Here is a 25,869-nt window from a genome sequence, read left to right as displayed (position 1 = left end):
AGCAGGTCCGAACCGGGCGGATCCAGGGCCCCCGCCACGAGACCGACCCGCCCGCGTCCGGCTGCACGGCCCGATGGGGAGGACGTCAGGAATGAACCCGCCGTGTCACCCCGGAAGTCGGGAACGAGTTAACCGCTCGTCCACTTGTGATGACCGACGGGAACGTACGTTTCGTCACGTGGACGTACCCGTCGTGTTCCGCTGGCTCGTCGCCGCCCTGGCGCTCCTGCAACTCCTCACCCTCGTCCCGGTCCTGCGCCGTCTGCGCGACCCCGCACCGGAACGGCGTACCGAAGCCCGACTGCGCCTGCTCGACGCTGCCGGCAACCTGGCGGTCCTCGTCGGCATCGCCTTCGGCGAGTTCGTCCTCGTGCTGTGCGGCCTGGCATGCGTGGGCGCGGCCTACGCGGTGAAGGGGCTCCTCTGGTACCGCACCCGGGCACGGGCCTGACCCACGGAACCGGGGGCCTCGGGGAGCGCTCAGCGCGAAGCCCCGTCCTCCCGGCCGACGGTACGCGAGCGCCGGTGGGCCGCGACCCGTTCGCGGGTCGCGCACCGGCGGGAGCAGTAGCGGCGCTCCTGCCCGCCGCCCTGGGTGAGGAAGACGTTCCGGCACCCCGACGAGGCGCAGATCCCGCCCGGCGGGCGCCGGCGGTCCCACAGGAGGACGGTCAGGGCCATGCACGACGAGGCGAGGAGCCACTCGTCCCAGGGCGCGTCGTCGTCGGTGTCGAGGTGCGGGTGCCAGGGAGAGTCGCCGCCGTGGGAGGAGAGCCGGAGGGGCCCCGTGCGCTCCCGCAGAAGGTGGTTGAGGGCGGCGGCGGCCCCGTCGGTGTCCTCGGCGGCGAAGACGTCCCGCAGCAGCGCGGCCGCCACGCGCATTCCGGCGACGTCGTGGGCGGTGAGGCCGAGGGACTCGGCCTCACCGTACGCACGGAGCACCCCGGCGACCTCGGCCGGGTCGGGGGAGTCCTCGGAGAGGGCGTTGACCAGGGCGGCGGTCCGCCGCGCGGCGGCCTGCACGGAGGAAAGGGCGGACCGGTCGTCGATGGAGGGGGGCACCGGAGGAATGTAACGCACGTTGCCAGGTTTTGAGTTACCTCCGTAACGTCCTTCCGATGAAGAGGCGTTACTCCTTCCCCGCCCACCTCGCCGGAGCGGCGGTGGCCCGCACCGGAGACGAGATGTCGGGACCGGCGTTGATGCTGGCGGGGTTCGCCCTGACCGGGTCGGCCGCCGACGCGTCGCTGCTGCTCGCGGGCATCACGGTCTCCGCCGTGCTGGGAGGCCCGGTGCTCGGGTCGCTCCTCGACCGGGCGGACCGGCCGGGCCGCCCGCTGGCGGCGGCCCTCGCCCTGTACGCGGCGGGCCTGACGACGGTCCTCGTGGGACTCGACCGGCTGCCGTTCGCGCTCACCCTCGCCGCCGCCGTACTGACGGGGCTGCTCGGGCCGGCCCTGTCGGGCGGATGGACGGCCCAACTGCCCGCCGTCGTACGGGGCGACCGCCTGGCCCGGGCCAACGCCCTCGACGCCATGACGTTCGGCGCGGCCCCCGGGTGAGCGCGTACGGGCGAGTGCCGGGCGTCCTTCCGCCGGAACGCGTTCACGGCACGGACACCCGGAACCGGGTGGAGAGCCGACAGGGTCGCGTACGCATGTGGGCCGTACCGGTGACCGAAAGCCTGTCCGCGGTGACCGCCGGAGGGGTGAATCGTTCTGCCGGGCGTGAAGAAGATGCTCCTGGCGGCCCTCGCCGCCGCCTCCGCCACCGCCCTGATCCCTCCGGCCGTCGCCACCGCGGCCCCCGGAACCGCCGACGCCACCGCCACCGCCATCGCGGTCCCCGCCGTTCTCGACGCGACCGCCCTGCCCGGTGCCCGCACGACGGACCCCGCCGGGACGAAGGCCCGGTGGCCCGAGACCCTCGGGCTGCCGAAGGCCTGGGCCGAGAAGGTGATCCTGCGGGACCGGCCGGACCTGGAGATCGTGCACGTCCCCGAGGGCGCCCTGGTCACCATGGACTACAGGGAGAACCGCGTCCGGATCGTCCACAACCCCTTCGGCCTCGTCACCCAGGTCCCCACCATCGGCTAGGGCCCGCCCCGCCGGCCCGCGCCGGCCGGTCCGGTTCCCGCGCCCGGCCGGTCGCGTCGTGGTCCGGCACCGGATCGACCTCCGCCCCGCCCGCTACCGCGCCGCGTCCACCTCGTCCGGCATCTCCTGCTCCGCCCAGATCGTCTTGCCGTGCCGCGTGTAGCGGCAGCCCCACCGGGTGGTGAGCTGGGCGACCAGGTACAGGCCCCGGCCCCCTTCGTCGGTGAGCAGGGCGCGGCGCATGCGGGGCTGGGTGGCGCTCGGGTCGGAGACCTCGCAGACCAGGCGGCCCGCCCGGATCAGCCGTACCTCGACCGGACCGCCGGCGTAGCGGATGGCGTTGGTGACCAGCTCGCTCAGGACCAGCTCGGTGGTGAAGGCCAGCTCCGCGAGGCCCCAGTCGTCCAGCTGCCGGGCCGCGGCCCCGCGCACCTCCGCCACGGCGGCCGGATCGGCGGCCACCGGCCAGACGACGTGGTCGTACGACGGCACCGCGCGCGTACGGGCGAGCAGCAGGGTGATGTCGTCGGTGAGGTGGTCGACGGGACGGCCGGCGACGATCTCGCGCCCGAGCCTCCGCAGCGGCGTGTCGAAGACCCCCGGCGCCGCGAGACGCCGTGCGAGGTCGGCCATGCCCTCGTCGACGTCGTGCTCACGGCTCTCGATCAGGCCGTCGGTGTAGAGGGCGAGGATGCTCCCCGGCTCCACGTCGACCTCGGCGATCTCGAAGGGCAGCCCGCTCACGCCCAGGGGCGGCCCGGGGTTCACGGGGACGAAGGCGACGGTCCCGTCCGGGGCCGCCACGGCCGGCGGCGGATGCCCGGCGGAGGCCATGGCGAACCGCCGGGACACCGGGTCGTAGATCGCGTACAGACAGGTCGCGCCGATCGGATCGGTCCGGGGCCGGGCGGGCCCCGTCGGGTCGCCCGTCACGTCGTCGGACTCTTCGCTCCCGTCGGTCTCCACGCCGAGCTGGGAGACCAGGTCGTCGAGGTGCACGAGCAGCTCGTCCGGCTCCAGGTCGAGGTCGGCGAGGGTGCGGACCGCGGTCCGCAGCCGCCCCATCATCGCCGTCGCGGCGAGGCCGTGGCCGACGACGTCGCCGGCGACCAGGGCGACCCGGGCGGACGAGAGCGGGATGACGTCGAACCAGTCGCCGCCGACGCCGGTGCCGGTGTCGGCGGGCAGATAGACCCCTGCGGTGGTCACGGCGACGTTCTCGGCCTCCGACGGCGGCAGCAGACTGCGCTGGAGCCCCACCGACGCGCGGTGCTCACGGGTGTAGCGGCGGGCGTTGTCCAGGGCGAGCGCGGCGTGCCCGGCGATCTCGTGCAGCAGGTGCAGGTCGGCCGCCTCGTACGCCGGCTTCCCGGCGTCGCGGTGGACGGTCACGCGCCCGAGGACACTGCCCCGGGCGCGCAGCGCGACGGTCATCGAGGTGAGCGGGTCGGCCGGCTTCGCGGGCGCGTCGGGCCTGGCCAGGACGACGTGGTCGAGCGGCGCCTCCGCCGTCCTGTGCCCGGCCGCGGCGGTCCGGCGCAGCGGCATGCTGCCGTCCGGGGCGGGGGTGGGTTCCTCGCCGGTGAACACCTCCTCCGCGATCTCCACCACGGAGTGGTCGCCCACCGCCGGCACGAGCGCCGCCGCCAGGTCCTCGGCGGTGCCGACGACCGACAGCGAGCCGCCGACGGCCGCGGTCACGCGGTGCAGCACGGACAGCCGCTCACTGGTGCGGCGCAGCTCGGTGACGTCGGTGAACAGCGCGGTCACCCCGAACACCTGCCCGTCGGGCGCCTGCAGCCGGAACGCCGAGATGGCCATCACCGCCCCGCCCCCGGGCTCCTCCAGGGTGCGGACCGTCTCCTCCGCCCGCACGAGCGGCAGCCCGGTCCGCAGCACCTCGCGCAGCAGCCGCTCGACGGCCGCCGCGTCCTCGGCGTACAGGAAGTCCATGAGACGCCGGCCGCGCAGGTCCGGCGCGAGCCCGGTGTACGGGAGGAGGTGGGTGTTGGTCCTGACCAGCCGCAGGTCCAGGTCGAAGACGGCCAGGCCGAGCCGGTCCTGGAGGAACAGCTCCGTGGTGAACGCCTGGTCCTGCCGCCACCGGGCCGCCGTCCCCTCCGGGGCCGCGAGCACGAAGTACCGGGACGCCCCGGCGCACGCGCCGTCGTCCGTGAGCGGCAGGACCTGGAAGTCGACCCGCACCTCCCCGCCGGTGCCCGTGAGTGCCACGGCCACACCGGACCAGGCCTCCGGCCACCGGTCGGACGGCGGCACGCGCCGGGTGTCCGGATCCTTGAGCAGTTCCCCGATGTGCCGCCCGCAGGCCCGGTCGGCGGACAGGGAGAGCAGCTCCTCCGCAGCGCGCGTCCATCCGATGATCCGGCCCCCGGAGTCGAGCAGCGCCCCCGCGGCCTCACCGGCGAAGGGCAGCCCCCGGTATTCCGGTGCGAAGGGCGGGATCTCGTCGTCCACCTCGTGCTCTGCCTCCCTCACACGACACGGCACTCCCGCGCGGGCTCGCCTCGAGCGTTTCCTCCAGGCCACGCCGGGCCCCCTGCTGCGTGGGGCCGGATCTCCATCATCCCTCCGCATGCCCCGCCCGCCAGTCGGCCGGACCCGCCCCGGCCGCGGCCCGCGCCGGTGCGCCGCCGCCCGTGGCCCCACCGGTCCGGCCCAGGGCCGCGCGCACCGCCGCCCCGGCCGCGCTGGGCCGAAAGAGCCGGAAGGACGGCCCGGGGCCACCCCCGGCCGGGGCCCGCCGTACTCCCTCCCGGGAAGCTGCCCGCCGGTCACGTCGGACAGGCTCTAGTCCCCGCCCCCGCCTCCGCCGTCACCCCCGCCGTCGCTCCCGCCTCCGCCCCCGTCGCCGCCGTCCGATCCCCAGCCGTCGTTGCCGCCGGGTTCGTTGTCCTCGCCCCCGCCGCCGAGGTTGCTGAACCAGGGGCGGTCCCACCACTCGTCGACGGCGACCGGTTCCCCGTCCACCGGGGCCCGCCGCGACCGGAAGCGGGCCGAGCCCGTCGTGTCTCCGAGGCCGAAGGCGGTGGCGAAGGCGTGCGCCACGGCGGCGTCCAGCGGGTCGGAGGTCTCGTACCGCACCGGGGCGAGCGGCAGCAGGACCGTGCCCGGTTCGAGCACCGGCCGGGACGGGAGCCGGGTCAGCAGGGCGACGCGCCGCTCGTCGCGCAGCAGCCAGGAACTCCCCGAGTTCTCCCGCCGCAGCGCCCAGTGCCGTCCGGGCAGCCACATCTCCACCGAACTCCTGGACTTGCGCAGCTTCTTGGTGAGGACGAGCCGGGCCGCGGTGTCGCCGACGGTCAGACGCAGGCCCTTCGACGGGTCGGTGGAGTCGGCCCGGAAGCCGTGGGGCGCCCGGAGCCGTACGGCGGGAGCGTGCGCGCCGAACACGTCCACGCGCACCAGGCGCCGGTCCACGACGACGCCTATCGGCCCGGCGGGCCCCTCCGCGTACCGCCGCGCCATCCACAGCGGTACGTCGTCGGCCCGGGCCCGGGCCGCCAGCTCGGCCACCCGCTCCGGCCCGCCGCACCGCCGTACCGCCAGCTCGCCCAGGGCGCGGGCGAACTCGGCGGCCCGGCGCGCCCTCACCGGGGCGCTGCTGCCGGTGACCCGAGTGACCGGGACGACACCGGCCCCTTCCGGCAGCCGCTCCAGCGGACGTTCCGCCCCGCCGCCCCCGAGCCACCGGCCGCGCAGGAAGGCCTCGGCCGTGGCGGCCAGGTTCAGCTCCTCCAGGGGCGTGGTCCTGCCGCCCCTGCGCAGACCCTCCCCGGTCAGCACGACGACCCGTGCCAGTGGATTCCACGACTGCTCGCCGTAGAGCACCTCGCTCACGACACCCCCCTGTACGTCTGTTGTCCGGCCGAGGTTATCGGCGGGGCGGGGCGGAGGCCCCGGCCCCGGAGCCGCTTGGCACCGCGTGGTCCGGCACCGGCCGGTGACCGGGGTCCCGTCCGCCGGGGAGAACCCCGTTCACGAGGAGGCCGGACGCGAGACCGGGCCCTTGCCGGGCTTCGCGGCCGGGGCGTGGGGGCCGCAGGAGAAGCGCGCCGCCGCCAGGGCCGGATCGCCCTCCCGCGCGCCCTCGACGGGCAGGGAGCACTCCAGGACCCCCGAGCCGTCGACGACCCAGCTGGTCGCGCGGCCCGTCGTCCGTCCGGCGGTCCCGCAGGTGTACGTGAAGTCGGCGACGACCTGCTTCACCCAGGAGTAGTTCACGAAGGTTCCGGCGCCGTCCATCTCGGTGCCGACCGTCCGGGGGTCCGGGGCGGGCCTGTGCGCGTCGGTGAACCCGGCGTCGTCGTCGGCGCCGTCGACGTCCCCGGTGCGGGTGCCCAGCGAGCGGAGCACGGCCTTGGCGTCGATCGCCGGTCCCTCCTCGAAGGCGACCGCGACGCGCGGTGTGTGGAGCGGGGTCACCTCGTGCGTGAGCGCGCCGCCCCCCTTGCCCAGCTTCTGCTGCTCGGCGACGCCGGTCAGGACGTCCCGCCTGTCCACGTTGAACCACGCGTAGGTGCCGTTCTCACAGGCGTGCTCGGCCGTCGGCGCGGCCTCGGCCACCGGCTCGCCGCCGTCGGACGTGCAGGCGCCCGCACCCACGAGCAGCGCGGCGACGACGCCCGCCGCGAGACAGCCCTTTCTGATCTCCATGTGCGTTCCCCCTGAAAACCACTGGTCGATGGCGTGGTCGACGTTGCCGGTCCGGAGCCCCTCCCGGCAAGGGAGTTGAGCCACTTCTGAGCTCGGTGGGCCCGCCACCGGATCCGCGCGGGATCCGTGCGGTGCGGGGGCTGTCGCGGCCGTGCCACTCGACGGTGATCCGCCTCTTCGCCGATCGCGCCCCGCAGCGCGTCGTGCCGCGGGCCGAGCCTGAACCGCTCGTCGCTCCACAGGTCGGGCGGGTACAGCCACACCGGCCTGCCCACGAGGTCGGCCGGCTCCCGGTCGAACCGCGGCCGCACACGGGCGTGCAGGAACGGATCCGTGTTCCCCAGGATCTCCAGGTTCACCCGGCGGAAGGCCGGATCCAGACGCCGGCGGGCCCGCTCGACCGCCTCGCCGAGCAGGTCCGTCCCGGTGAGGAACGCTCGCCGCTTCGCCCTCGGCAGCTCGGACAGCCGCTCCACGCCCGGCTCGTCCACGAGGAGCACCGGGTAGCCCGGCAGGAACCGCACGTCGCCGATCACCGCGAAGGCCGCGTCGAGCCGCCGCGGCACCGTGGGGTTCTCGCCCCGCAGCGCGGCCCCGATCCGATCCGTACGCCAGTCGTCCGTCATGCCCGCGCACCTACCTGTCGGTGGCCAGGGTCCGTTCGGCACCCTTCCGCCCGGTGGTGCGCCGCTGCCACCACCGGGGCCGGACGCGCGGGTGCACCGCGCGGCCCAGACGCCGTCCGACGAGCAGATAGCCGAGCAGCGCGCCGGTGGTGTTGAGCAGGACGTCGTCGATGTCGAAGGCGCGTCCCGTGATGAGGGCACCCTGCACCAGCTCGACGAACAGCATCGTCACGATCGTCAGCAGGGCCACGCGCACCAGCCCGCGGGTCCTGCGCGAGAGCAGCGGCAGCAGGATGCCGAACGGCACCCCGAGCAGCACGTTGCCGCCGAGCTGCTTCAGCGTCTCCAGGAACTCGGGCTGTTGCAGATACGCGCGGATGGAGCTGCCCGGGGTCAGATTGCTGTGCGTGAGCGGCACGGACGCCGGTGACGCGTTCAGGGTGAGCCGGGCCAGGACGATCGCGAAGGCCACCATCCCCACGACGGCGACCAGCGCCACCAGCGCCCGGACCACCAGGCCGGGCCGGCGCGGCTCCTCCCGGTACGTCCTCCCCCGGGAGGGTTCCTCCCGGGGCGGCTCGGGAGGTACGGAAGGTCCGGCGGGTACGGGACCGTCGACCCTCACCGCCTTGTCCGAGCTTCGGCCACGTGTCCACATCCTCATGTTCCGCCCCCAGCGTCGGGTCTCTTCGAGGGGGTGCGGCTACCCGGGAAGCGGAGCGGCAACCCATGCGCGCCGGGCCGGCACGGCACCGGCCACAGCAGCCCCGTGAGCCCCAACCTCCCGCGGACGAGGCCGAGTTCCGCATGCCCGGGAGCGGGGCGGGCACGAGTACGCGCATGGGAGACGACACGGAGAGCAGACCCTCGCCCGAGCGCCGGCGGACCGGACGTGCCACCCGCGGGTGGCCCCTCGCCGCCGTACTCCTCGCCCTGATCCTGATACTGGTCCTGCTGGGCCGGTTCTTCCAGCCGCCCGGCCTGGCCGACCTGTTCGGGAGCCAGACCAAGGACCGCTCCGGTCCCGCCGTGCTGAAGTCGATCCAGGACATGAACCGCCACGAGGGGGCCGCCGGCGCCTACCAGGTCGTGGTCGACCTGGAGAAGGACGCCCGGTTCCTGCCCGACGCGATCCGCGGCACCCGCACGCTGTACGTGGCCAGTGGCAGCGTCAGCGCCTACGTCGACCTCTCGGCCCTCGGCCGGGACGCCGTCACCGTCGACGAGGAACGCACCACCGCCACCCTCCGCCTGCCGCACGCCCGGCTCGCCCGGCCGTTCCTCGACCCCGAGCGCTCCTACACGGTGTCGAAGCAGCGAGGGCTCCTGGACCGGCTGGGCGACCTCTTCTCCGACAACCCGGCGAACGAGCAGGCCGTCAACGTCCTCGCCGCCGAGCGCATCGGCGACGCCGCGAAGGAGAGCGACCTCACCAGCCGGGCCGAACGCAACACCACCGCCATGCTCCAGGGCCTCCTGCGCGCCCTCGGCTTCGAACGGGTCACCGTCACCTACGGCTGAGCGGGCGCCCCGGGCTCCGCCGGGCCCGGAGCGTCAGTCCAGCGTCTGGATCAGTTCGCCGCGCGCCGAGGTGTGCACGACCCGCCCCCGCGCTCCGTTGACCAGGGGCAGGTGCGGCGGGACGTGTCCGCACTCGACGTCGGCGATGATCGGTACGCCCAGCGGCCCGAGCGCGTCGAGCACGGCCTCGTGCTGGGTGAGCGAGCCGGTGCCGGGCGCCGAGGTCCGCCCGACGAGGACCGCGTTCGCCGCGTCGAAGAACCCGGCCAGCCTCATTCCGTGCAGGTTCCTGCAGATGGCGAACGCGTCGTCGCCTCCTGCCTCGACGTACACCAGGAGCCCCTCCGGGGACCGGGTCCGCGCGAACTCCCGGACGTCGAGGTAGGGCGTTCCCGTGAGGTTGCACAGCGTCTCGACGCAGCCCCCGATCAGGCGCCCCTCGACCTCCACGTCCCCGCACCCGTCCAGCCTGGTCCACCCGCCGGACGCGTCCAGCGTGTACTCGCGCACCCCGGGGTCGGTCCGGTAGTCGTCCCGGCCCTCGGCCCGGAAGCGGTTCGGAGGGACCTGCGTGAACCGGTGCCCCGGCGGGGCGGCGACGATGTCGAGCCACGACAGGAGCCCCTCCGGCACCCGGTAAGGGGTGTCCATGAGGTTGTTGCCGTGCACGGTCGCCACCCCGGTGAGGAGGGTCAGCGGCGTGATGAGGGTCGACAGGTCGGAGTAGCCGACGAGCCAGGTCGGTTCGGCGTCGCGCAACCGGCCCCGGTCGAGCAGCGGAAGCAGGTCGATGCCCGTCTCTCCGCCCCACGGCGGCACCACCGCCCGGATGCCGGGATCCGTCAGCATGGACATCAGCTCGTTCGCGCGATCGGCGGCGGGGGCACTGACGTGACCGGTGCCGTCCATGCAGCGGCCGACGACCACCTCGTACCCCCGAGCCTCCACCTCGCGGATCGCGACGTCGAGGCGCGCCCGCAATTCCTTCGGGACTCCGCTGGACGGGGAGGTGACGCCGACGCGGTCACCGGGACGCAGAGGACGCGGGTATCGAACTGGCATGCGCCGGAGTATGGCACGGTGCCGCACCGCCACGACGACGACTTCCGGCGTGCCCGGACTCGTGGGCAGCCCGGACTCGGGTCCGTGCGGGCGGAGTTGAAAACGCCTGCTGAGAGGGGCGGCGCGAAGTGCGTCACGGAGACGGAAGTGGGCATACGCGGGAGAAAGTCCCTGTCCCGTTCCGCTCGCGGCCCCTTCCGGGGCGGCCGGCGGAGCGGGGCATTCGCCGCAGTAAACAGGAGAGCCGATGCGCACGGTAGGAGTCGAGGAAGAGCTGATGCTCGTCAACGCCAGGACGGGCGAGCCGTTCGCCGTGTCGTCGGCGGTACTGGCGTCGGCGGCCCGGCGCGGCGAAGAGGCGGGGGAGGTCTTCGAGAAGGAACTGCACCAGGAGCAGCTGGAGTTCTCCACCCAGCCGCTGACGGACATGGCGGAGATGCGCAAGGAGATCGTACGGTGGCGGGGTGAGGCGCTGCGGTACGCGCGGGAGTCCGACGCGGTCGTCGCCGCCCTCGCCACCTCGCCCGTCCCCGTCGAGCCGTCGCGCCACCGGGGCGAGAGGTACCAGTGGATGGCCGAGCAGTTCGCCCTCACCACCAAGGAACAGCTGACGTGCGGGTGCCACGTCCACGTCGCCGTGGAGTCCGACGAGGAGGGCGTCGCCGTCCTCGACCGGATCAGGCCCTGGCTCTACCTCCTGAACGCGCTCAGCGCGAACTCCCCCTTCTGGCAGGGGGAGGACAGCGGGTACAGCAGCTACCGCAGCCGCGTCTGGAACCGCTGGCCGTCGGCCGGCCCGTACGAACTGTTCGGCAGCCCGGACGTCTACCACCAGCAGGTCGAGGCCATGGTGGAGACCGGCGTCCTGCGGGACTCCGGCATGATCTACTTCGACGCCCGCCTCTCCGCGAACTACCCGACCGTGGAGATCCGGGTCGCCGACGTCTGCCTGGAGCCCGACACCACCGTCCTCATCGCGACCCTCGCCCGGGGCCTCGTGGAGACCGCCGCCCGCGCCTGGCGCAACGGCGAGCCCCCCGCCCCCCTCTCCGCCGGCCTCCTGCGGCTCGCGTCCTGGCGCGCCGCCCGGTCCGGCCTCCGGGGGCCGCTCCTCCACCCCCTCACCCTGAAGGAGACCTCCGTCGAGGCGGCGTACGAAGCCCTCCTCGACCACGTCGAGGAAGCCCTCGCGGACACCGGTGACCTCGACGACGCGCGCAAGGGGATCGCCGCGCACCTGGCCCACGGCGGCGGCGCGGACCGCCAGCGGGCCCTGCGCGACGAGGGCCTGGACCTGCACGAGGTCGTGAAGGCCTGCGCCCGGATCACGACCGCCGACGAGTGAGGCCCCAACGGCCCGGAGGGCCGCCCCCCCGCGGGGGGCGGCCCTCCGGGCCGTTGGGGGACGGGATCAGGCGGGCCAGGTGCCCGTCACCCGGCGCACCGCCGTGGCCCCGCCACGGTCGACGGCGGCCTTCACCAGGGCGAAGATCGCGCCGTGCAGCGCCGCGGCGACCAGGACCTCGCTCCAGCCCCGGTGCTCGTCGGTGGCGTCGGGGGTGTCGTCCTCGTGTCCCAGGAGCTGCCACGTCTTCTTGAACGCGGCTCCCGCGAGCAGGCCGGTCCCGGCGCTCACGGCGAGCGAGAGCGGCTTGAACAGGAGACGTGACGGTTTCATGGCATTTTTCCTTTCCTGAGGTCACTGGCCGGTTACCCCGGCGGCCGACCCGCATGCGCCCCCGTGGTCAGCGGTGCTGCCGCAGGGCGAGGCGGGCGGCCTTGTACGCGCGGGCGGGGTCCCGGTGCGGCCCGGCGACCGGCTGCCAGGTGCCGTGGCGGTCGGCGTACGGATACCAGCGCCCGTCGGGTCCGTGGCGCAGCTGCACTCCGGCGGCCGGGTCGGTGAGCCGGTCGTGACGACGCTCGACGGGGACGTCGGCGAAGGGGCGCAGGGGCCGGATCGCGGCTTCCGCCCCGGCGAGCACGGCGGGGTCGGCGGGCCGGGGGGAGAGGCAGACGGCGGCGCCGTGCGGTCCGCCGTGGTGGTAGGCGGCGGTCAGGTGCCGCATCCGGAGGGGCGTGAGGCCGAGATGGGCGGCGGCTGTCTCCAGATGGGCGCCGCCGGTGCCGACGGTGAAGCGGACGATGTCGGTGACGGTGTCGTGGGCCTCGGGGACGTGGCCCTGGAGGAGTGCGGCGGCCCGCCGGGCCGCGTCCCGGGCGAGGGCGCGCAGGACGGCGAGTTCCGGCAGCGGGGCGGGCGGTTCGGCGGTGACCGCGTCGAGGACCGGCGCGACGCCGTGCGGGCCGAGCGGCGGAAGCGGCGGCAGGGCCCCGGTCCGTACGCCTTGGACGGGGAGGCGCGGCGCCCCGGCGGCCGCGGACGGCGGGGGCACGGCTTCGGCCACGGGTGCCCCGGACGCGGGGGCGGCCGGGACCCTCTTCCCGGTGGCCACCGCGCCGCTCTCCGCCCCCTCGTCGGCGGGACGCGCGGGGGTGGGGGGCCCGGCGGCGACACGTGGACGGGCCGGGGCGGGGTGGGACGGAACGGGGTGGGGCGGGGTCGGGCGGTACGGAATCGGGTGGGGCGGGGTCGGGTGAGACGGGACCGGGTGGTGCGGGATCTCGGTCATCGGGACGCCCCCAGGCGGACGAGTTCGGTGAGTTCGTGGTCGGTGAGGCGGGCGAGCCCGGTGCCGCCGGAGGCCAGGACCGTGTTCTGCAGGGCGCGTTTGTGGGCGAGGAGCCGGTCGATCCGGTCCTCGATCGTGCCCCGGGTGACGAGCCGGTGGACGGTGACGGTCCGCCGCTGGCCGATGCGGTGGGCGCGGTCGGACGCCTGGTCCTCGACCGCCGCGTTCCAGCTGCGGTCGAAGTGGACGACGTGGCTGGCCCGGGTCAGGTTGAGGCCGGTGCCGCCCGCCTTGAGGGAGAGGACGAGCAGCGGCGCCCCGCCGTTCTGGAAGGTGTCGACGAGCTCCTGCCGCCGTCGGGCGTCCAGGCCGCCGTGCAGGAACAGCGGGCGGTGGCCCAGGTGCGCGAGGTGCTCCTCCAGGAGCCGGCCCATGGCGACGTAACTCGTGAACACGAGGGCGGCCTCGCCGCGCCGGGCGATCGTCCCGGTGAGTTCGGTGAGCGCCTCCAGCTTGGCCGACCTCCGGCCGAACCGCCGTACGTGCGCGGGCCCGGGGTGCGGTTCCCGCAGGTAGTGGGCGGGGTGGTTGGTGATCTGCTTGAGCGCGGTGATCAGCTTCAGGACCAGACCGGAGCGGGTGGCGGCGGAGGAGCCGGCGATCCGGTCCATCGTCTCCCGGACGACGGCCTCGTACAGGGCGACCTGCTCGGGGGTGAGTTCGACGATCCTGCGCGTCTCGACCTTGGCGGGCAGCTCCGGCGCGATGCCGGGGTCGCTCTTGGTGCGGCGCAGGACGAACGGCGCGACGAGACGGGCGAGGGCCCGGGCGGCGGGGCCGTCGGGCTCGCGCTCGGCGGCGGCCGCGTAGCGGGACCGGAACGCCTCCAGGGTGCCGAACAGGCCGGGATTGGCCCAGTCGATCAGCGACCACAGCTCGGAGAGGTTGTTCTCCACGGGGGTGCCGGTCAGGGCGAGACGCGCCGTGGAGGTGAGCGAGCGCAGGGCCCGGGCGGTCGCCGAGGTGTGGTTCTTGGCGTGCTGGGCCTCGTCCGCGACCACCAGGTCCCAGGCCACGGCCGCGAGTTCCGCGTCCCGGCGCAGGATGCCGTAGGTGGTGAGGACGACCGTGTGCCCGCCGACGGCGTCGAGGCTCCGGTCGGCGCCGTGGTAGCGGACCACGTCCAGGTGCGGGGCGAACCGGTCGATCTCCCGCTGCCAGTTGGTGACCAGGGAGGACGGGCACACCACCAGGACCGGGCCGGTGCGCCCGGTCTCGTGGCGGTGGAGGGCGTAGGCGATCGCGGTGAGGGTCTTGCCGAGGCCCATGTCGTCCGCGAGCACGGCCCCGAATCCGACCCCACCGGTGTGGGCGAGCCACGCCAGGGCCCGCTCCTGGTAGCCGCGCGGCACGGCCCTCAGCCGGGACGGGACGGCGACGGGGGAGACGTGCTCGCCCCGGCGCAGCGTGGCGACGACACCGGCCAGGTCACCGGCCGCCCGGCAGGCGACCTGGTGGCCGTCGACGCCGACGGTGCCGGTGAGCGCGGCGGTGAGCGCGTCGACCCCGGCCAGCCGGCCGATCTCCCGGCGCCGCGCGCGGGCGCGCACGGTGGGGTCGAGCAGGACCCACCGGCCGCGCACCCGGACCAGGGGACGGGCGGCCTTGGCGAGCGCGTCCATCTCGGCCTCGTCGAGGGTGTCGTCGCCGAGCGCGACCTGCCACCGGAAGTCCAGCAGGGCCTGGAGACCGAACCCGGGCGCCCCGGTGCCGGCCGTCGTGGTCGTGGAGCCGACGACCGCGTACGAGGAGAGCCCCCGGCGCAGGCGGTCGGGCCAGCGCAGCCGCAGGCCGGCGGCGGCCAGCTCCTCCTCCGCCCGCAGGAGCCGCGTGACGCCCGCCGCGTCCACCGTGAACGCCCCGGGCCGCGAGGCGAGCCCCGACAGACCGGGGCACAGCCGCTCCAGCCGTTGCAGACGCCGCCCGACCCGCTCGCGCGACCGTCCCGGGTCGACGCCGCGCAGGAAGGCGCGCCCCGACCACAGCAGATCGGCCGCGACCTCGCCCTCCTCCCGCCCCGGCCCGGCGTCGAGCAGGAGACGGCCCGTCAGGCACCCGGCCAGGGCCTCCTGCTCGGAAGGCTCCTCCATCTCCAGGACCAGGCCGGGCGGCGGCCCGTCGTCCAGCCGGTCCTCCAGCGCGTCGAGCCACGGCCGTACCGCCTCGGCCTCGGCGGGCGGGACGCGCCCCCCGGCGGGACCCGTGAAAGGCCCGGAGCCGAACATGACCGCCGCGGGCGTGCGCACCAGGCCGTCGGCCACGGAGTCCAGGAAGACCAGGACCGCCTCCCGGGCCGGTGGGACCGGTTCCGGCGTCCCGGGGACGGGCGCGTCGCCGGCGACGGCGTGCGCGTGGGGCGACATGTGGCGCGCCAGCTCGTCCACGGCCCGTAACGCGGCGTCCGGAAGGGGGCCGACCCTCCACCGGCCGGTCCCGTCGGGGCCGAGCGCCGGACGGACGAGTCCGTCGGCCACCAGGCGCACGCCCAGGCGCGCGGCCTGCTCCCACTCCACGGCCGTGGGATGCCACGCGGCGAACCGGGACCGTCCGAGCAGGAGCGGTACGGCCTCGGCGAGGGGGAGGTGCCAGCCGGTCACCGGCACGGGCCCGTCGGCCGCCGGTACGACGAGCCGGCGGACGGTCGCGGTGAGCGGGGCGGGCAGCGGCACCTCGGGCATCGGCGCGCCGTCGGCCCGGTAGAGGAGCATCCCGGCCGCCGGCTCGCCCGGGGCCGGGGGGACGAGGGAGAGGGCGCACCCGGCCGCGAGCGCCTCACCGGCCACGGCGCCGGCCGGCAGCCCGTGTCCCGGGGCCTCCGGTGCCGGCACGTCCGGTGCCACGGGGGCTTCCGCGCGCGGCGCGGGCAGGAACACCGCAGGCCCCGCGGGTGGGGCCACCGCTCCACCCGTCGCCGGGCCCGCCTGCGGGACGGCCGCCGGTCCCGCCGGCCGGGGCCTCGGGATCGCGACGTGCGTGGGGGAGGGCGGGGCCGGAGGCGCGGACGGTTCCGGCCGGGAGCCGGTCCCCGCGTCCAGGTCGACCAGCTCTTCGAGGAGTGCCGCGGCCGCCGCCCGGCGGGCGTCCCCCTTCACCCGTGCCGTGCCCGTGCCCCGCACCGTCCTGCCCGTCGCCACGTGGCGGCACGTGTATGTGCAGACGATGCTCCGCGGCTTGGAGACGACGGTGGTCTCCGGCCGCGTGATCACCTCCAACTGGGTGTACTTGTTGAGGTACTTCACCGGGTCTCCGCCCGGCGGCACCGGCTGGATCCGGGGCGGGGCCTTCCGGGGCCTCTCCACGACCCGCTCCCGTGGCTCGGGCAGCCCGCACAGCAGGGCGAGGAGGGCGACCGCGGCGGCGTGCAGGGAGGCGCGCCGGTCGTCGGAGACCCGCTCGGGCCCCGTGCGGACCCGGCCGTCGGCCTCCTCCCAGCTCCACGCCGAGGCGAAGCCGCCGGGGCGCTCCACCGCCGTGTGGCGGAGCTCGGCGCGGCACGCCTCGGCCCGCCACTGGAGCAGGGTCGCCGCCGACGGCGGCACCCGTGCCGTGTGGTCGAGGGCGAGCAGCCGGACCTCCCGCCACCCGGGGGCCGTCGTGCCGAAGAGCAGCCGCAGGGCGTCGCGGTGCCGCAGCCGCGAGGCGGCCGTCCGCCGTACGAGCTCGGCGTGGAGCTCCTCGCCCGGGTACGTCGCGCTCTCGAGGCGCGTGCCCAGCAGCGAGTCGAACAGCTCCGCCGTCATCCCCGGAAGCCGCAGCCGCTCCGTCCCGACGCCGGCCAGGGCACGGAGCACGGCACCGGCCGCCGCCCGGCGGGCCCGCTCCGGCGAAGGGGCCGTCCGGGCGGGGCCGTTGACGACCGCGTCGGCCGGGCCGATCCGGAACTCCGCCCGGTGCAGGGGCTCCCCGTGCGGCGGCCGCTCGGACGACTCCGCGTACGCGGGCGGTGCCCAGGCCTCCAGCTGCGCGTGCAGGGCCAGTACCTGGTGCGGCAGCTCCGGACGGGCGTCCAGGGTCGCGAGCGCGCACCTCCGGGCGGGGAGCCACCCGGGGTGGCCGTCCGTCACGAGCAGCAGGATCCGGAGGTCGCGCGGGGTCAGCGCGCCCGCGAGCGCCAGCTCCTCCGCCTCGGCCGCGAGGCGCGGATCGAACCCGCCGAACGCGACGACGTCCCGCGCCCGCTCGTGCCACGGCGCTCCGGAGCCGCCCGGCGAGAGCGAGGACGAGTCGGTACCGGCCGTCCGGGACTGCGTACCCACCAAGAGACTCCCTGCACAGTGCGTGACGTGCTGAACACGTAAAGGATACGAACCGCTGCCCTCCGGACCGCCCCGATACCGCACCCGGAGGGCGCCGATCTCCCGGCTCCGTCAAGCACTTGAGTGCGTATCACTCGTTCCGGTGGTCAGCGGGAGCGCCCGCTCGCGCCGGGCGGCGTCCGCGCCCTCATTGGTATGGACATGTCCAAGTAGCGGGTCTAGCCTTTCACTTGGTCTAGACCGCATCGGACGCGTGTCCTCCGGTTGTCTGCCGTTCCGCCGCTCCGTCCCCACTCCTCGGACCGGCAGCACGGTCGGGCACGCGTCCCCCCCACTCGCCCTCCAGGACCACGGGAGCACCTCATGCGCAGGAAGATCACCTCCTTACTCCTCGGCCTCGGCCTCGTCGGCGGCACCCTGCTCACGGCCACCGGCAGCGCCCAGGGCCACGGCTACACCGACTCGCCCGTCAGCCGCCAGCAGCTCTGCGGCAACGGCACCGTCCGCGGCTGCGGACAGATCCAGTGGGAGCCGCCGAGCGTGGAGGGACCCAAGGGCTTCCCCGCGCGCGGACCGGTCGACGGGACCATCTGCGCGGGCGGCAACGGCCGCTTCTCCGAGCTGGACGACCCGCGCGGCGGGAACTGGCCGGCCACCGCCCTCACCGCGGGCCGGGACCACACCTTCGTCTGGCGGATCAGCGCGCGCCACGCCACCACCGACTTCCGCTACTACGTCACCAAGGACGGCTGGGACCCGACCAAGCCGCTGACCAGGGCCGACCTGGATCCGCAGCCGTTCCTGACGGTGCCCTTCGGCGGACGGCAGCCCAGCTCCACGGTCACCCACACGGGCGTCCTGCCCCAGAAGAGCGGCCGGCACCTCATCCTCGGCGTCTGGAACATCGCCGACACCGGCAACGCCTTCTACGCCTGCTCCGACGTGAAGTTCTGACACCGCCCCGGGACGGGGCCGGGGCGGGGGGCCGTACGCGCCGCGCGGAACCCCGCCCCGGCCCTCCCGGCCCCGGGCCCGCCGGACGGCCTTCAGCCGGACCGGCCCTCGTCGGGGAGCGTCCGCGGTTCGAGCGGATGGACGGCGGGGCCCTGGAGCACCGAGCCGTCGACGGCGAAGCGGGAACCGTGGCAGGGGCACTCCCAGGCCCGCTCGGCGTCGTTGAAGCCGACGAGGCACCCCAGGTGGGTGCACCGCGCGGACACCGCGTGCGTCCCGCCGTCCTCGTCGCGGTAGACCGCGCAACGCCGTCCGCCGACCCGTACGAGCGCCCCGGTGCCGGGCGCGATGTCCGCGACGTCGTCGGCGTGGGAGGGGCGGAGCCGGTCGCCCGCGAAGTGCTTGAGGACCGCGCCCTGCGCCTTGAGCAGCGACGGCACCTCGTGGGCGTGCAGGCGGCGGGGGTCGTAGAGGGAGGCCCAGGGCGACTCCCCGCCCGTGATCAGGTCGCCGAGGAGCCGGCCCGCCATCACGCCGTTGCTCATGCCCCAGCCACCGAAGCCCGTCGCCACGTACACGTGCCGGGAGCCGGGGTGGAACCGCCCCACGAACGGCACCCCGTCCGTGCTCGCGTTGTCCTGCGCCGCCCACCGGTGGGTGATCCGCGCGTCCGGGAAGTGCTCCAGGGTCCAGGCGGCGAGCCGCTCGTACCGCTCGCCCACCCCGCCCGCCCCGCCCTCGCCGGGCCTGAACTTCTCCCCGGTGACGATGAGCAGCCGTTCGCCCCCGCCGTACGGGGCGGTGCGCACGGACCGGGTGTTCCGCTCCGGCGTCAGGTACATGCCCCGCGGATCGCGCGCGGCGGGGAGGGCCGCGGCGACCACCAGCTCGCGGTGCGGTTCGAGCCGGGAGAACAGCAGGGCGCGGTCGAAGACGGGATAGTGCGTGGCCACGACGACGTCCCGGGCGACGACCACGGCCCCGTTCTCCGCGGTGAGCCGGCAGGGCTCGCCCTCGTGGAGCGAGACGATCCGCGTCCGCTCGTACACGGCCCCGCCCCGCGCGACGAGATCGGCCACCAGGCCCAGCAGGTACTTGCGCGGGTGGAACTGCGCCTGGTCCTCCACCCGGACCGCGCCCGCGACCGGGAACGGCAGTCCGGTGTCCGTGACGAAGGACGCCGCGAGACCCGCCTCGCGCGCCGCGTCGGCCTCCTCCCGCAGCCGGTCGGCCCTGTCCGCCGACTCCGCGTACACGTACGCCGGGACCCGTTCGAGTTCGCAGTCGACCCCCAGCTCCGCCGCGACCCGGCCGACGTGGTCGACGGCCTCCTGCTGGGAGCGGGCGTACCGCCGGGCCCCCTCGGCCCCCAGCGACCCGCGCAACTTCGCGTAGAGGGGCCCGTGCTGGGCGGAGAGCTTCGCGGTGGTGTAGCCGGTGACCCCCGCCGCCACGCGGTCGGCCTCGATCAGGGCGACGCGCCGGCCGGCGCGCGCCAGCTCCCAGGCGGCGCAGATGCCGGCGACACCGGCGCCGACCACCGCGACGTCGACCTCCGTCCCCTCCTCCAGGGCGGGGTGTCCGGGCCCCGTCCCGGTCTCCATCCAGTACGACTCGTAGGTACCGGGCAGTTCCGTCATCTCGGCGCTCTCCGTTTCCGTTGTTCTCGTGCCCCCGGCCGCTCCGGCACCACCGTGCCGCCCCCGGACGCCGGTTGCTTCCCGACGTCCCGCCTCTGCCCCCCGAACCCCGGACCACCCCTTCCCGTGGAAGGGGGCCCGTGGAGGGGGCGTGGTCACAGGTCGGCCAGGACCTCCCGGGCCGTGCGGGCGCCGGAGGCCAGGGCGCCCTGGACCGAACCCGTCGCCCGGTGGTCGCCGCACACGTACCGGCCGGGGGAGACCCGGCCGGTACGGGAGAGCGGGAGGGGCGGCGGCATGGCCGGGAGGGCGTCGCGCACCACGACGCGGTGCACCGGCTCCCAGGACCGGGCGTCCGTGCCGTAGACCTCGGAGAGGGCGGCCAGGACCGCCGCCTCCCGCGCCGGGTCCGGGTCCCCGAGGACGGAGGTCGCCACCAGCGCCCGGCCGTCCGGCGCGAAGCCGCGGTGCACCTCGGTCAGCACACAGGTGTTGAGGAAACGGCGGCGCGCGTCGACCACCAGGGTCGGCTCGGACAGCGGGGAGCGTTCCGCCGCGTGGTACAGGGTCGTGACGACGCGTCCGTCCGGCACGCCCAGGCCGGGGAGCAGCCGGGCGGCGGCGTCCTGGCCGGTGGCGACGACGACCGCGCGGGCGGACACCTCGCCGCCGTCGGCCAGGGCCACGCCCCGGCCGGTGAGCGAGGCGACCGGCTCCCCGGTGCGCAGCACACCGCCGGGGAGGCCGGACGCGAGCTGCGCGGGCACGGCGCCGATGCCGTCGGCCGGCAGGCACAGGGTGCCGCGCAGCATGGTGCGCCAGACGAGGTGGAAGAAGCGGGCGGAGGTCTCCAGCTCGTCCTCCAGGAAGATCCCCGACAGGAACGGCCGGAAGAAGGTCTCCACCAGGTCCGCCGAGACGCCGGCGTCGGCCAGCGCGGTCAGGGTGGTCGCGTCGGGCCGGCCCCGCAGGTACCGGACCGGCGCCAGGACGTCCCTGGCCGACAGGACGCCCAGGGCGGCCAGGTCCCGGGCGGAGGCGAGCCGGCCGGGCAGCAGGTCCCGGCCCTCGCGGGGCCGCCGGGTGGGGTCGACGAAGCGGCGGAACCCGTCGTCGGTGTGCACGAGGACGCCCGGAGTGAACGGCCTCAGCCGCAGGGCCCGCAGGTCCAGTCGTCTCTTCACCTGCGGATAGGAGGTGTTGAACACCTGGAAACCCCGGTCGACGGTGAAACCCGCGACCCGGTCGGTGCGCATCCGGCCGCCCACGGTGTCGGAGGCCTCGAACAGCCCCACCCGGAGGCCTCCGGCGACCAGGTCGGCCGTACAGGCCAGACCGGCCGCCCCCGCGCCGACGACCACCACGTCGACGCCGCCGTCCTTCCGCATCGTGGACCCCTGCTCCATGGACTCCTGCCCCATGGACTCCTGTCCCGTGGACCTCTGTCCCATGGACGTCGTCACTCCTCACCGGATCGCCGGACTCCGGGCCGTCACGTTACGGCGGGCCCCGGTCCGTGGAGGGAGGGCGCGCCGCTCGGACTTCCCCGCCACCGGTATTCCGGGGTCGCGCCCCCACCGGATTCAACGGCACCGCACGGGGATGCCCCGGCGTTCCCGGGGCACGCGTACCTCCGTGCCCGCGCACGGACGGGCCCGCGGCCCGGAGCGTACGGCGGCCGACGCCGTACCGGGTGGGCGAACGGCGGAAGACGGCAACGGAACGCAGGGAGCGTCGATGATGGTCCGTCCATGGTCGGTCCGACCGGATCTCCGGCTCACGGCCCACGCGGTCGCCGGACGGTACCGGCTGGACGGTCTGCTGGGACGCGGAGGCGCGGCCGACGTGTACGAGGCACTGGACATGCGGCTGCGGCGGCCGGTGGCGGTCAAGATCTTCCGGCCGGGCGGCGAGGCCCAGGGGGAGGAGCACTTCGACGACGAGGGCCGGCTCCTCGCCCGGATGGAACACCCCGGCCTGGTGACCCTGTACGACTCCGGACGGGAGGAGGGGCGGCCCTACCTCGTGATGCGGCTCGTCAGGGGAACGACCCTGCGCCGCCGCATCGCCGAGGCCCCCCTCACGCCCCGCGAGACCGCCCGGACCGGGGCCGCGCTCGCCTCCGCGCTCGCCCATGTGCACGCGGCCGGCGTCGTGCACCGCGACGTGAAGCCGTCGAACGTCCTCCTGGACGGGGCGGGCGTCCCGTACCTGGCCGACTTCGGCATATCCCGGCTGCTCGACGCCACGACCCGCGCCGAGACCGGCCCCCTGGTGGGCACCGCGGCCTACATGGCGCCGGAGCAGGTCCTGGGCAGGGGGGCCGGACCGGCGGCGGACGTCTACAGCCTCGGCCTGGTGCTCCTCGAATCCCTGAAGGGCGAACTGGAGTACGCGGGAGCCCCGTTGGAGTCCGCTCTCGCCCGGCTGCACCGGCCTCCCGTCATCCCCGCGGGCCTCCCCCCGCAACTCGCCGGGCTGGTGGCCGCCATGACGGACCCGAACGAGGCGGACCGGCCCGACGCCGACACCTGCTTCCGCGCGCTGACGGCCGTATCGGGCGGGGCGGTCGCGCCGCCCGGCGGAGCCCCGACCGCACCGTCCGGCGGACCCGCGCGCCCCGGTGCCCACCGTCCGGACCCCGTGTCCCGCCGTTCCGTCCGAGCCCTCACCGCCTGCGCGGCGCTGACCGTCCTCGGCGCGACCCTGACCGGCTCGATCGGGATTCCCACCGCGAGCGAGGAGACGCCCCGGCCCCGGGCGCCGCAGCGGATCACGGCCGAAGCGCCCGCGCCCCGGACGGGCCGCGACACCGGCTCTCCGTCCGGCCGCGCGGACCACCCCGCCCCGGCCGCCCTCCCGTCGACGGTGCCCACCGCCCCGCTCCGTCCCCGTACGGCGTCCTCCGACACGTCCGCCGAACGGCCGGCTCCGTCGGGCATCGGGCGTCCGGCCCGCGTCCCCGCCGCCTCTCCGAAGAAGCCGGGCTCCTCCCGCGCCGAGGCCGCCCGCGGCCCCGCACGGGACGGGTCCGGGCCCCGGCCGGCGAAGGCCGGGGCCAAGGAGAAGCCCAAGGAGAAGCACCGGAACTGACGCCGTCCGTCACCCGGGTCCGGTCGGCACGTCGGGGGACGGCTCCCGGCCGTGCGGCGAGGCGTCGGGCCGTGTGCGCGGAAGGACGGGCGGAGGAGGGCTCATCGCCCAGCGGATCCCGCCGATCGCCAGCCGTCCGCCCGTACGCGCCACCGCACGCACGGGCCGGGGGAGCGGCGGGAGCCCCAACTCCCCGAGGGCCCACGGCGGCAGGAGTTCCACGGCGCCCGCCGCGAGCAGCGCGTACGGTGCGCGGGCCCGGCGGGGGATCGGCGGGTCCCGCAGCAGGAACCGGGCGGCCTCCCGGGCCTCGGGGGTGCCGCCGAGCTCGTCCCGGTACGCCTCCATGCGCCGTGCCAGCTCGGCCAGGTTCCGGGGCGGGTCCTCGGCCCCCAGCTCCTCGGCGACACGGGCCGCGTCCGCCACGTAGCCGTCGTAGCCCGCACGGGTGAGCGGAGACGCCCCGTAGCGCAGGTGAGCCCGCAGGAAGCTGTGGACCTCCGCCACGTGCACCCAGCCCAGGAGGTGCGGATCGGAGGCCCGGTACGGACGTCCTCCGGACGTGGTGCCCCGCACCCGTTCGTGCACCGCGCGGACGCGCTCCACCGCGTGCCGCGCGTCCTCGGCCGTGCCGAACGTGGTGACCGCGAGGAAGGTGCTGGTCCGCTGCAACCTTCCCCACGGGTCGCCCCGGAAGCCCGAATGGGCCGCCACCGCGGCCATGGCCGACGGGTGCAGCGACTGGAGCAGCAGCGCCGTCAGACCCCCGACGAACATCGACGCGTCCCCGTGGACCGTACGGATCGGCCGGTCGGGACCGAACCACCGCGGCCCCGGCGTCCCGTGGACACGGGCGCGCGTCCGCTCGCCCGAGGGGCCGGCGACGCGTCGGAAGAGTTCGCTCCCGAGCCGTTCCCTCAGGTCGTCCACGAAGGGCGGCGACCACTCCACAGAGCCAGTATGCGCCCGGCGCGGTGAGGACTCCCGGGTGCGGCGAGTGGGCGCCCGCGACGGTCCGCGGTCAGTCGGCGAGGACGTCGAGGAGGGGCCGCCAGTCGAGGTGGGAGCTCTCGTCCCCGGCGGGCACGACGCTGTACGTCGTGTTCAGCCAGCGCAGCGCGGGGCCGCGTCCCAGGCTGATCAGGGCGGCGCGGGAGGGGTCGCCCAGGCGCAGGACGACCTGGTCGTAGGGGGCGGGGCGGATGTGCACCTCGCCGATGCCGACCGGCCCCTCGGTGCCGGCGAGGAGCATGTCACGGTCCAGCTGCCACACCGTGTCGCCCGTCGGGGTGTGCAGGGTGAGCTCGATGACGAAGGGGGAGCGGGACCGGTAGCGGACGGTGGCCCCGAGCGGGACGCGGCAGGAGTCGGTGACCAGGAAGGCGGTGGTCGTCCACTTGATCTCGCGGCAGAGCGGCGGGACGGAAGAACGGGAAGGGGACACGGAGGCTCCAACTTCGGACGGCACCCGGGGCGGTGGCACTTCACACCTCGGATACCCCGTGGGGCGTGATCACTCCTCGAAAGTGTGGAACTACGGAGGGGGATCTGTCGAGGGATGGTGAGGGGCGTCAACCGGCCGTGACGCACATCCCCCTTCCGGGTCTGCCGGAGTCCGCCGGGGCCCGAGCGGGAGGGCCGGGCGGCGCCGCGGCCCGCACCGTGTGAAACCGCGGCGGGGCGGAAATCCGGTGGTCATGGAACTTCTGACGAGACTGCGCGCCGCCGATCACGAACTGACCAGACACATGGCCGCATGGGACTCCCCGTGGGTCCGCGAAATCCTGCCCCCGGTGGAGGAGGCGGCCGAACGCACGAAGCTGTGGTGGGCGGCGGCCGCGCTCATGGCGGTCGGCGGAGGTCGGCGCGGCCGCCGGGCCGCGGCCACCGGCGTCACGTGCATGGCGGTGGCGGAACTGCTCTCCAACGGGGTCGGCAAGCAGCTGGTCGAGCGGCGCCGGCCGCCGGAGGAGTGGATCCCGCACGACGACGTGGAGGACAGGCCCGACAGCTCCTCCTTCCCCTCCGGGCACACCGCCGCCGCCGTCGCGTTCGCCGGGTCGGTCGCGCTGTCCTGGCCCGCGGCCGGGGCCGTCTGCGCCGTGCCGGCCGCGCTGGTGGCCGTCGAACGGGTCCACAGCGGCGCGCACTACCCCTCCGACGTCGTGGCCGGCGCCGCGATCGGTCTCGCGGCCGTCGCGCTGGTGCGGAGGGCGCCCCGCCTCCTCGTCCGCGCCGTGGCCCGATGAGAGCGGTCGGCTTCCCGGCCGGGCGCTCCGGAGTGGCGTCAACCGGCCGTCCGGAAGGCGCCACGATGGCCGGGGGGACCACTTTTTCCGGCGTGAGGTTGCCTTTCGGACGGGGCGCATACCCGGCGCACGGGAGCGCACCGCGCTTCCGGGGGGCGTAAGGGGGAACCGGCGGGTGCGTCGGGCGGTCAGCCGGAATGGTGCGGGTGATAAGCGGTCAAGTGGATGCCAAACGGACTTTCCGTGGCTGGATATCTGGCAGAGGATGGCTCCTGGCATATGACTGCTGACTTTTCCTGACTTTCTACTTGATGAATTACTGGAAAGTAACATGAAGGCTCGCATCCTTGGCCGAGGAGGATCCTTTAATGTGACCGGAGTGAGTTCGGTTTTAGGGGGAAGTCTTGGCCGGGGGTGCCCGGTCGCCCTGATTCGGAGCGAGGCGGACCGCCGGCCTCCGAGGTCGTGCCGGGACTCCCTTCGAAGGGGCGGCGTGCGCGCCGTGCCGTTCGGGGAAATCCCGCTCCGGTCACCCGGGGGATCCGGGTGGACCGCGTGTGAAAAAGACTGGAACGAGATATCGAGAACGGGTGGGAACGTGAGCAATCCCTTCGATGACGAGTCGGGGCGCTTCGTCGTACTGGTGAACCACGAAGCCCAGTACTCCCTCTGGCCCGCGCACCTCGACGTCCCCGGCGGCTGGGACCGCGAGGGCGTCGAGGGGTCGCGCCAGGAGTGTCTGGAACGGATCGAGAACGCCTGGACCGACATGCGCCCCGCCAGTCTGGTGGCGGCGATGGAGGCCGAGGCGGGTTGACGGGCCGCGCCGGGTCGCCGGGGGAGCCGTGCAGGTCAGGCCGCCCTTGAAGTGACTCACGCGTCAACTTCGTTCGAGTAGTGATCAGTTCCGTTCAAAAATAACCTCCTGTCGGTCACATGTGGCCGACAGGTGTCCGTGGTGCCCCGCAAGCCCCTTCGAAAGCCGGCGGCGGGGCGCCGCGCGAC

General features: G+C 75.1%; 22 protein-coding genes and 1 pseudogene. 9 read left to right on the top strand and 14 right to left on the bottom strand.

The features are described from left to right. Positions 1–178: 178 nt before the first annotated feature. On the top strand, positions 179–451 hold the full coding sequence (locus tag ACFY7E_RS19080; RefSeq protein ID WP_389486289.1) for a hypothetical protein: 273 nt from the start codon (positions 179–181) through the stop codon (positions 449–451). A gap of 29 nt (positions 452–480) precedes the next feature. Here the strand turns inward: ACFY7E_RS19080 and ACFY7E_RS19075 are convergent, their stop codons facing one another. Next, positions 481–1,062, bottom strand: coding sequence for a CGNR zinc finger domain-containing protein (locus ACFY7E_RS19075; protein WP_389486287.1), 582 nt, complete (start codon positions 1,060–1,062; stop codon positions 481–483). 56 nt (positions 1,063–1,118) lie between these two features. Here ACFY7E_RS19075 and ACFY7E_RS19070 point away from each other — a divergent pair, with 56 nt between their 5' ends. Both ACFY7E_RS19070 and ACFY7E_RS19065 read left to right on the top strand, forming a co-directional pair. Next, the gene (locus ACFY7E_RS19070; protein WP_389486285.1) at positions 1,119–1,562 is read left to right on the top strand and encodes a hypothetical protein; all 444 of its coding nucleotides are present in this window, start codon (positions 1,119–1,121) and stop codon (positions 1,560–1,562) included. A 174-nt stretch (positions 1,563–1,736) separates the two neighbouring features. Continuing rightward, a complete protein-coding gene (locus tag ACFY7E_RS19065) occupies positions 1,737–2,096 on the top strand; it encodes a serine protease inhibitor (RefSeq protein ID WP_389486530.1) in 360 nt (119 codons plus the stop codon). A gap of 93 nt (positions 2,097–2,189) precedes the next feature. Here the strand turns inward: ACFY7E_RS19065 and ACFY7E_RS19060 are convergent, their stop codons facing one another. The 5 genes and pseudogenes from ACFY7E_RS19060 to ACFY7E_RS19040 form a co-directional block, all read right to left on the bottom strand. Continuing rightward, complete coding sequence (locus ACFY7E_RS19060; RefSeq protein WP_389486283.1) at positions 2,190–4,592, bottom strand: SpoIIE family protein phosphatase; 2,403 nt, start codon at positions 4,590–4,592, stop codon at positions 2,190–2,192. A 312-nt stretch (positions 4,593–4,904) separates the two neighbouring features. Continuing rightward, positions 4,905–5,954 carry a hypothetical protein gene (locus ACFY7E_RS19055; RefSeq protein WP_389486282.1) on the bottom strand — a complete coding sequence of 350 codons (1,050 nt, stop codon included), beginning with the start codon at positions 5,952–5,954 and terminating at the stop codon, positions 4,905–4,907. Between the two features lie 138 nt (positions 5,955–6,092). After that, positions 6,093–6,770 carry a hypothetical protein gene (locus ACFY7E_RS19050; protein ID WP_389486540.1) on the bottom strand — a complete coding sequence of 226 codons (678 nt, stop codon included), beginning with the start codon at positions 6,768–6,770 and terminating at the stop codon, positions 6,093–6,095. Between the two features lie 167 nt (positions 6,771–6,937). Next, a pseudogene (locus ACFY7E_RS19045) lies at positions 6,938–7,396 on the bottom strand (diadenosine tetraphosphate hydrolase); the annotation flags it as partial. A gap of 10 nt (positions 7,397–7,406) precedes the next feature. After that, the gene (locus tag ACFY7E_RS19040; RefSeq protein ID WP_389486280.1) at positions 7,407–8,021 is read right to left on the bottom strand and encodes a VanZ family protein; all 615 of its coding nucleotides are present in this window, start codon (positions 8,019–8,021) and stop codon (positions 7,407–7,409) included. Between the two features lie 215 nt (positions 8,022–8,236). On the opposite strand from ACFY7E_RS19040, the gene ACFY7E_RS19035 reads away from it, so the two are divergent. Continuing rightward, positions 8,237–8,917, top strand: coding sequence for a DUF4230 domain-containing protein (locus ACFY7E_RS19035; RefSeq protein ID WP_389486278.1), 681 nt, complete (start codon positions 8,237–8,239; stop codon positions 8,915–8,917). A 33-nt stretch (positions 8,918–8,950) separates the two neighbouring features. Here the strand turns inward: ACFY7E_RS19035 and ACFY7E_RS19030 are convergent, their stop codons facing one another. Next, entirely contained in the window at positions 8,951–9,979 is a 1,029-nt protein-coding gene (locus ACFY7E_RS19030) for a S66 peptidase family protein (protein ID WP_389486276.1), read from the bottom strand. A 247-nt stretch (positions 9,980–10,226) separates the two neighbouring features. Here ACFY7E_RS19030 and ACFY7E_RS19025 point away from each other — a divergent pair, with 247 nt between their 5' ends. After that, a complete protein-coding gene (locus tag ACFY7E_RS19025) occupies positions 10,227–11,324 on the top strand; it encodes a glutamate--cysteine ligase (RefSeq protein WP_389486275.1) in 1,098 nt (365 codons plus the stop codon). 66 nt (positions 11,325–11,390) lie between these two features. Here the strand turns inward: ACFY7E_RS19025 and ACFY7E_RS19020 are convergent, their stop codons facing one another. The 3 genes from ACFY7E_RS19020 to ACFY7E_RS19010 form a co-directional block, all read right to left on the bottom strand. After that, positions 11,391–11,657, bottom strand: coding sequence for a DUF4235 domain-containing protein (locus ACFY7E_RS19020; RefSeq protein ID WP_389486273.1), 267 nt, complete (start codon positions 11,655–11,657; stop codon positions 11,391–11,393). Positions 11,658–11,724: 67 nt separating this feature from the next. Then, the gene (locus ACFY7E_RS19015; protein WP_389486272.1) at positions 11,725–12,435 is read right to left on the bottom strand and encodes a hypothetical protein; all 711 of its coding nucleotides are present in this window, start codon (positions 12,433–12,435) and stop codon (positions 11,725–11,727) included. A 173-nt stretch (positions 12,436–12,608) separates the two neighbouring features. Continuing rightward, positions 12,609–16,928 (bottom strand): SNF2-related protein, encoded by a 4,320-nt coding sequence (locus ACFY7E_RS19010; protein WP_389486270.1) that lies wholly within the window; start codon positions 16,926–16,928, stop codon positions 12,609–12,611. A gap of 363 nt (positions 16,929–17,291) precedes the next feature. Here ACFY7E_RS19010 and ACFY7E_RS19005 point away from each other — a divergent pair, with 363 nt between their 5' ends. Continuing rightward, the gene (locus ACFY7E_RS19005) at positions 17,292–17,882 is read left to right on the top strand and encodes a lytic polysaccharide monooxygenase (RefSeq protein ID WP_389486268.1); all 591 of its coding nucleotides are present in this window, start codon (positions 17,292–17,294) and stop codon (positions 17,880–17,882) included. Between the two features lie 92 nt (positions 17,883–17,974). Here the strand turns inward: ACFY7E_RS19005 and ACFY7E_RS19000 are convergent, their stop codons facing one another. Together ACFY7E_RS19000 and ACFY7E_RS18995 are read right to left on the bottom strand one after the other, a co-directional pair. Beyond that, a complete protein-coding gene (locus tag ACFY7E_RS19000; RefSeq protein WP_389486266.1) occupies positions 17,975–19,522 on the bottom strand; it encodes an FAD-dependent oxidoreductase in 1,548 nt (515 codons plus the stop codon). A gap of 155 nt (positions 19,523–19,677) precedes the next feature. Then, a complete protein-coding gene (locus tag ACFY7E_RS18995) occupies positions 19,678–20,910 on the bottom strand; it encodes an NAD(P)/FAD-dependent oxidoreductase (RefSeq protein ID WP_389486528.1) in 1,233 nt (410 codons plus the stop codon). A gap of 349 nt (positions 20,911–21,259) precedes the next feature. Between ACFY7E_RS18995 and ACFY7E_RS18990 the strand changes: the two genes are divergently transcribed. Further along, entirely contained in the window at positions 21,260–22,615 is a 1,356-nt protein-coding gene (locus tag ACFY7E_RS18990; protein ID WP_389486264.1) for a protein kinase, read from the top strand. 9 nt (positions 22,616–22,624) lie between these two features. Here the strand turns inward: ACFY7E_RS18990 and ACFY7E_RS18985 are convergent, their stop codons facing one another. Together ACFY7E_RS18985 and ACFY7E_RS18980 are read right to left on the bottom strand one after the other, a co-directional pair. Further along, a complete protein-coding gene (locus ACFY7E_RS18985) occupies positions 22,625–23,566 on the bottom strand; it encodes an oxygenase MpaB family protein (RefSeq protein ID WP_389486262.1) in 942 nt (313 codons plus the stop codon). Between the two features lie 70 nt (positions 23,567–23,636). After that, positions 23,637–24,059: an SsgA family sporulation/cell division regulator gene (locus ACFY7E_RS18980; RefSeq protein WP_389486260.1), complete on the bottom strand. Its 423-nt coding sequence runs from the start codon at positions 24,057–24,059 to the stop codon at positions 23,637–23,639. Between the two features lie 253 nt (positions 24,060–24,312). On the opposite strand from ACFY7E_RS18980, the gene ACFY7E_RS18975 reads away from it, so the two are divergent. Together ACFY7E_RS18975 and ACFY7E_RS18970 are read left to right on the top strand one after the other, a co-directional pair. Beyond that, positions 24,313–24,864 (top strand): phosphatase PAP2 family protein, encoded by a 552-nt coding sequence (locus ACFY7E_RS18975; protein ID WP_389486258.1) that lies wholly within the window; start codon positions 24,313–24,315, stop codon positions 24,862–24,864. A 598-nt stretch (positions 24,865–25,462) separates the two neighbouring features. Next, a complete protein-coding gene (locus ACFY7E_RS18970) occupies positions 25,463–25,681 on the top strand; it encodes an MbtH family protein (RefSeq protein ID WP_383443565.1) in 219 nt (72 codons plus the stop codon). Positions 25,682–25,869: the final 188 nt, after the last annotated feature.

The sequence above is a fragment of the Streptomyces sp. NPDC012825 genome, from assembly GCF_042900925.1.
Classification (GTDB): Bacteria; Actinomycetota; Actinomycetes; order Streptomycetales; family Streptomycetaceae; genus Streptomyces.
The sequence above is the reverse complement of the archived record's forward strand: the minus strand, read 5'-3'. Positions and strand labels throughout refer to the sequence as shown.

Excerpts from the sequence above, each read along its gene's own strand:
- ACFY7E_RS19000 (WP_389486266.1), bottom strand. The coding sequence starts at position 19,522 with ATGACGGAACTGCCCGGTACCTACGAGTCGTACTGGATGGAGACCGGG.
- ACFY7E_RS19020 (WP_389486273.1), bottom strand. The coding sequence starts at position 11,657 with ATGAAACCGTCACGTCTCCTGTTCAAGCCGCTCTCGCTCGCCGTGAGC.
- ACFY7E_RS19050 (WP_389486540.1), bottom strand. The coding sequence starts at position 6,770 with ATGGAGATCAGAAAGGGCTGTCTCGCGGCGGGCGTCGTCGCCGCGCTG.
- ACFY7E_RS18990 (WP_389486264.1), top strand. The coding sequence starts at position 21,260 with ATGATGGTCCGTCCATGGTCGGTCCGACCGGATCTCCGGCTCACGGCC.
- ACFY7E_RS19035 (WP_389486278.1), top strand. The coding sequence starts at position 8,237 with ATGGGAGACGACACGGAGAGCAGACCCTCGCCCGAGCGCCGGCGGACC.
- ACFY7E_RS19030 (WP_389486276.1), bottom strand. The coding sequence starts at position 9,979 with ATGCCAGTTCGATACCCGCGTCCTCTGCGTCCCGGTGACCGCGTCGGC.
- ACFY7E_RS19070 (WP_389486285.1), top strand. The coding sequence starts at position 1,119 with ATGAAGAGGCGTTACTCCTTCCCCGCCCACCTCGCCGGAGCGGCGGTG.
- ACFY7E_RS19005 (WP_389486268.1), top strand. The coding sequence starts at position 17,292 with ATGCGCAGGAAGATCACCTCCTTACTCCTCGGCCTCGGCCTCGTCGGC.
- ACFY7E_RS18975 (WP_389486258.1), top strand. The coding sequence starts at position 24,313 with ATGGAACTTCTGACGAGACTGCGCGCCGCCGATCACGAACTGACCAGA.
- ACFY7E_RS19025 (WP_389486275.1), top strand. The coding sequence starts at position 10,227 with ATGCGCACGGTAGGAGTCGAGGAAGAGCTGATGCTCGTCAACGCCAGG.
- ACFY7E_RS19065 (WP_389486530.1), top strand. The coding sequence starts at position 1,737 with ATGCTCCTGGCGGCCCTCGCCGCCGCCTCCGCCACCGCCCTGATCCCT.
- ACFY7E_RS18995 (WP_389486528.1), bottom strand. The coding sequence starts at position 20,910 with ATGCGGAAGGACGGCGGCGTCGACGTGGTGGTCGTCGGCGCGGGGGCG.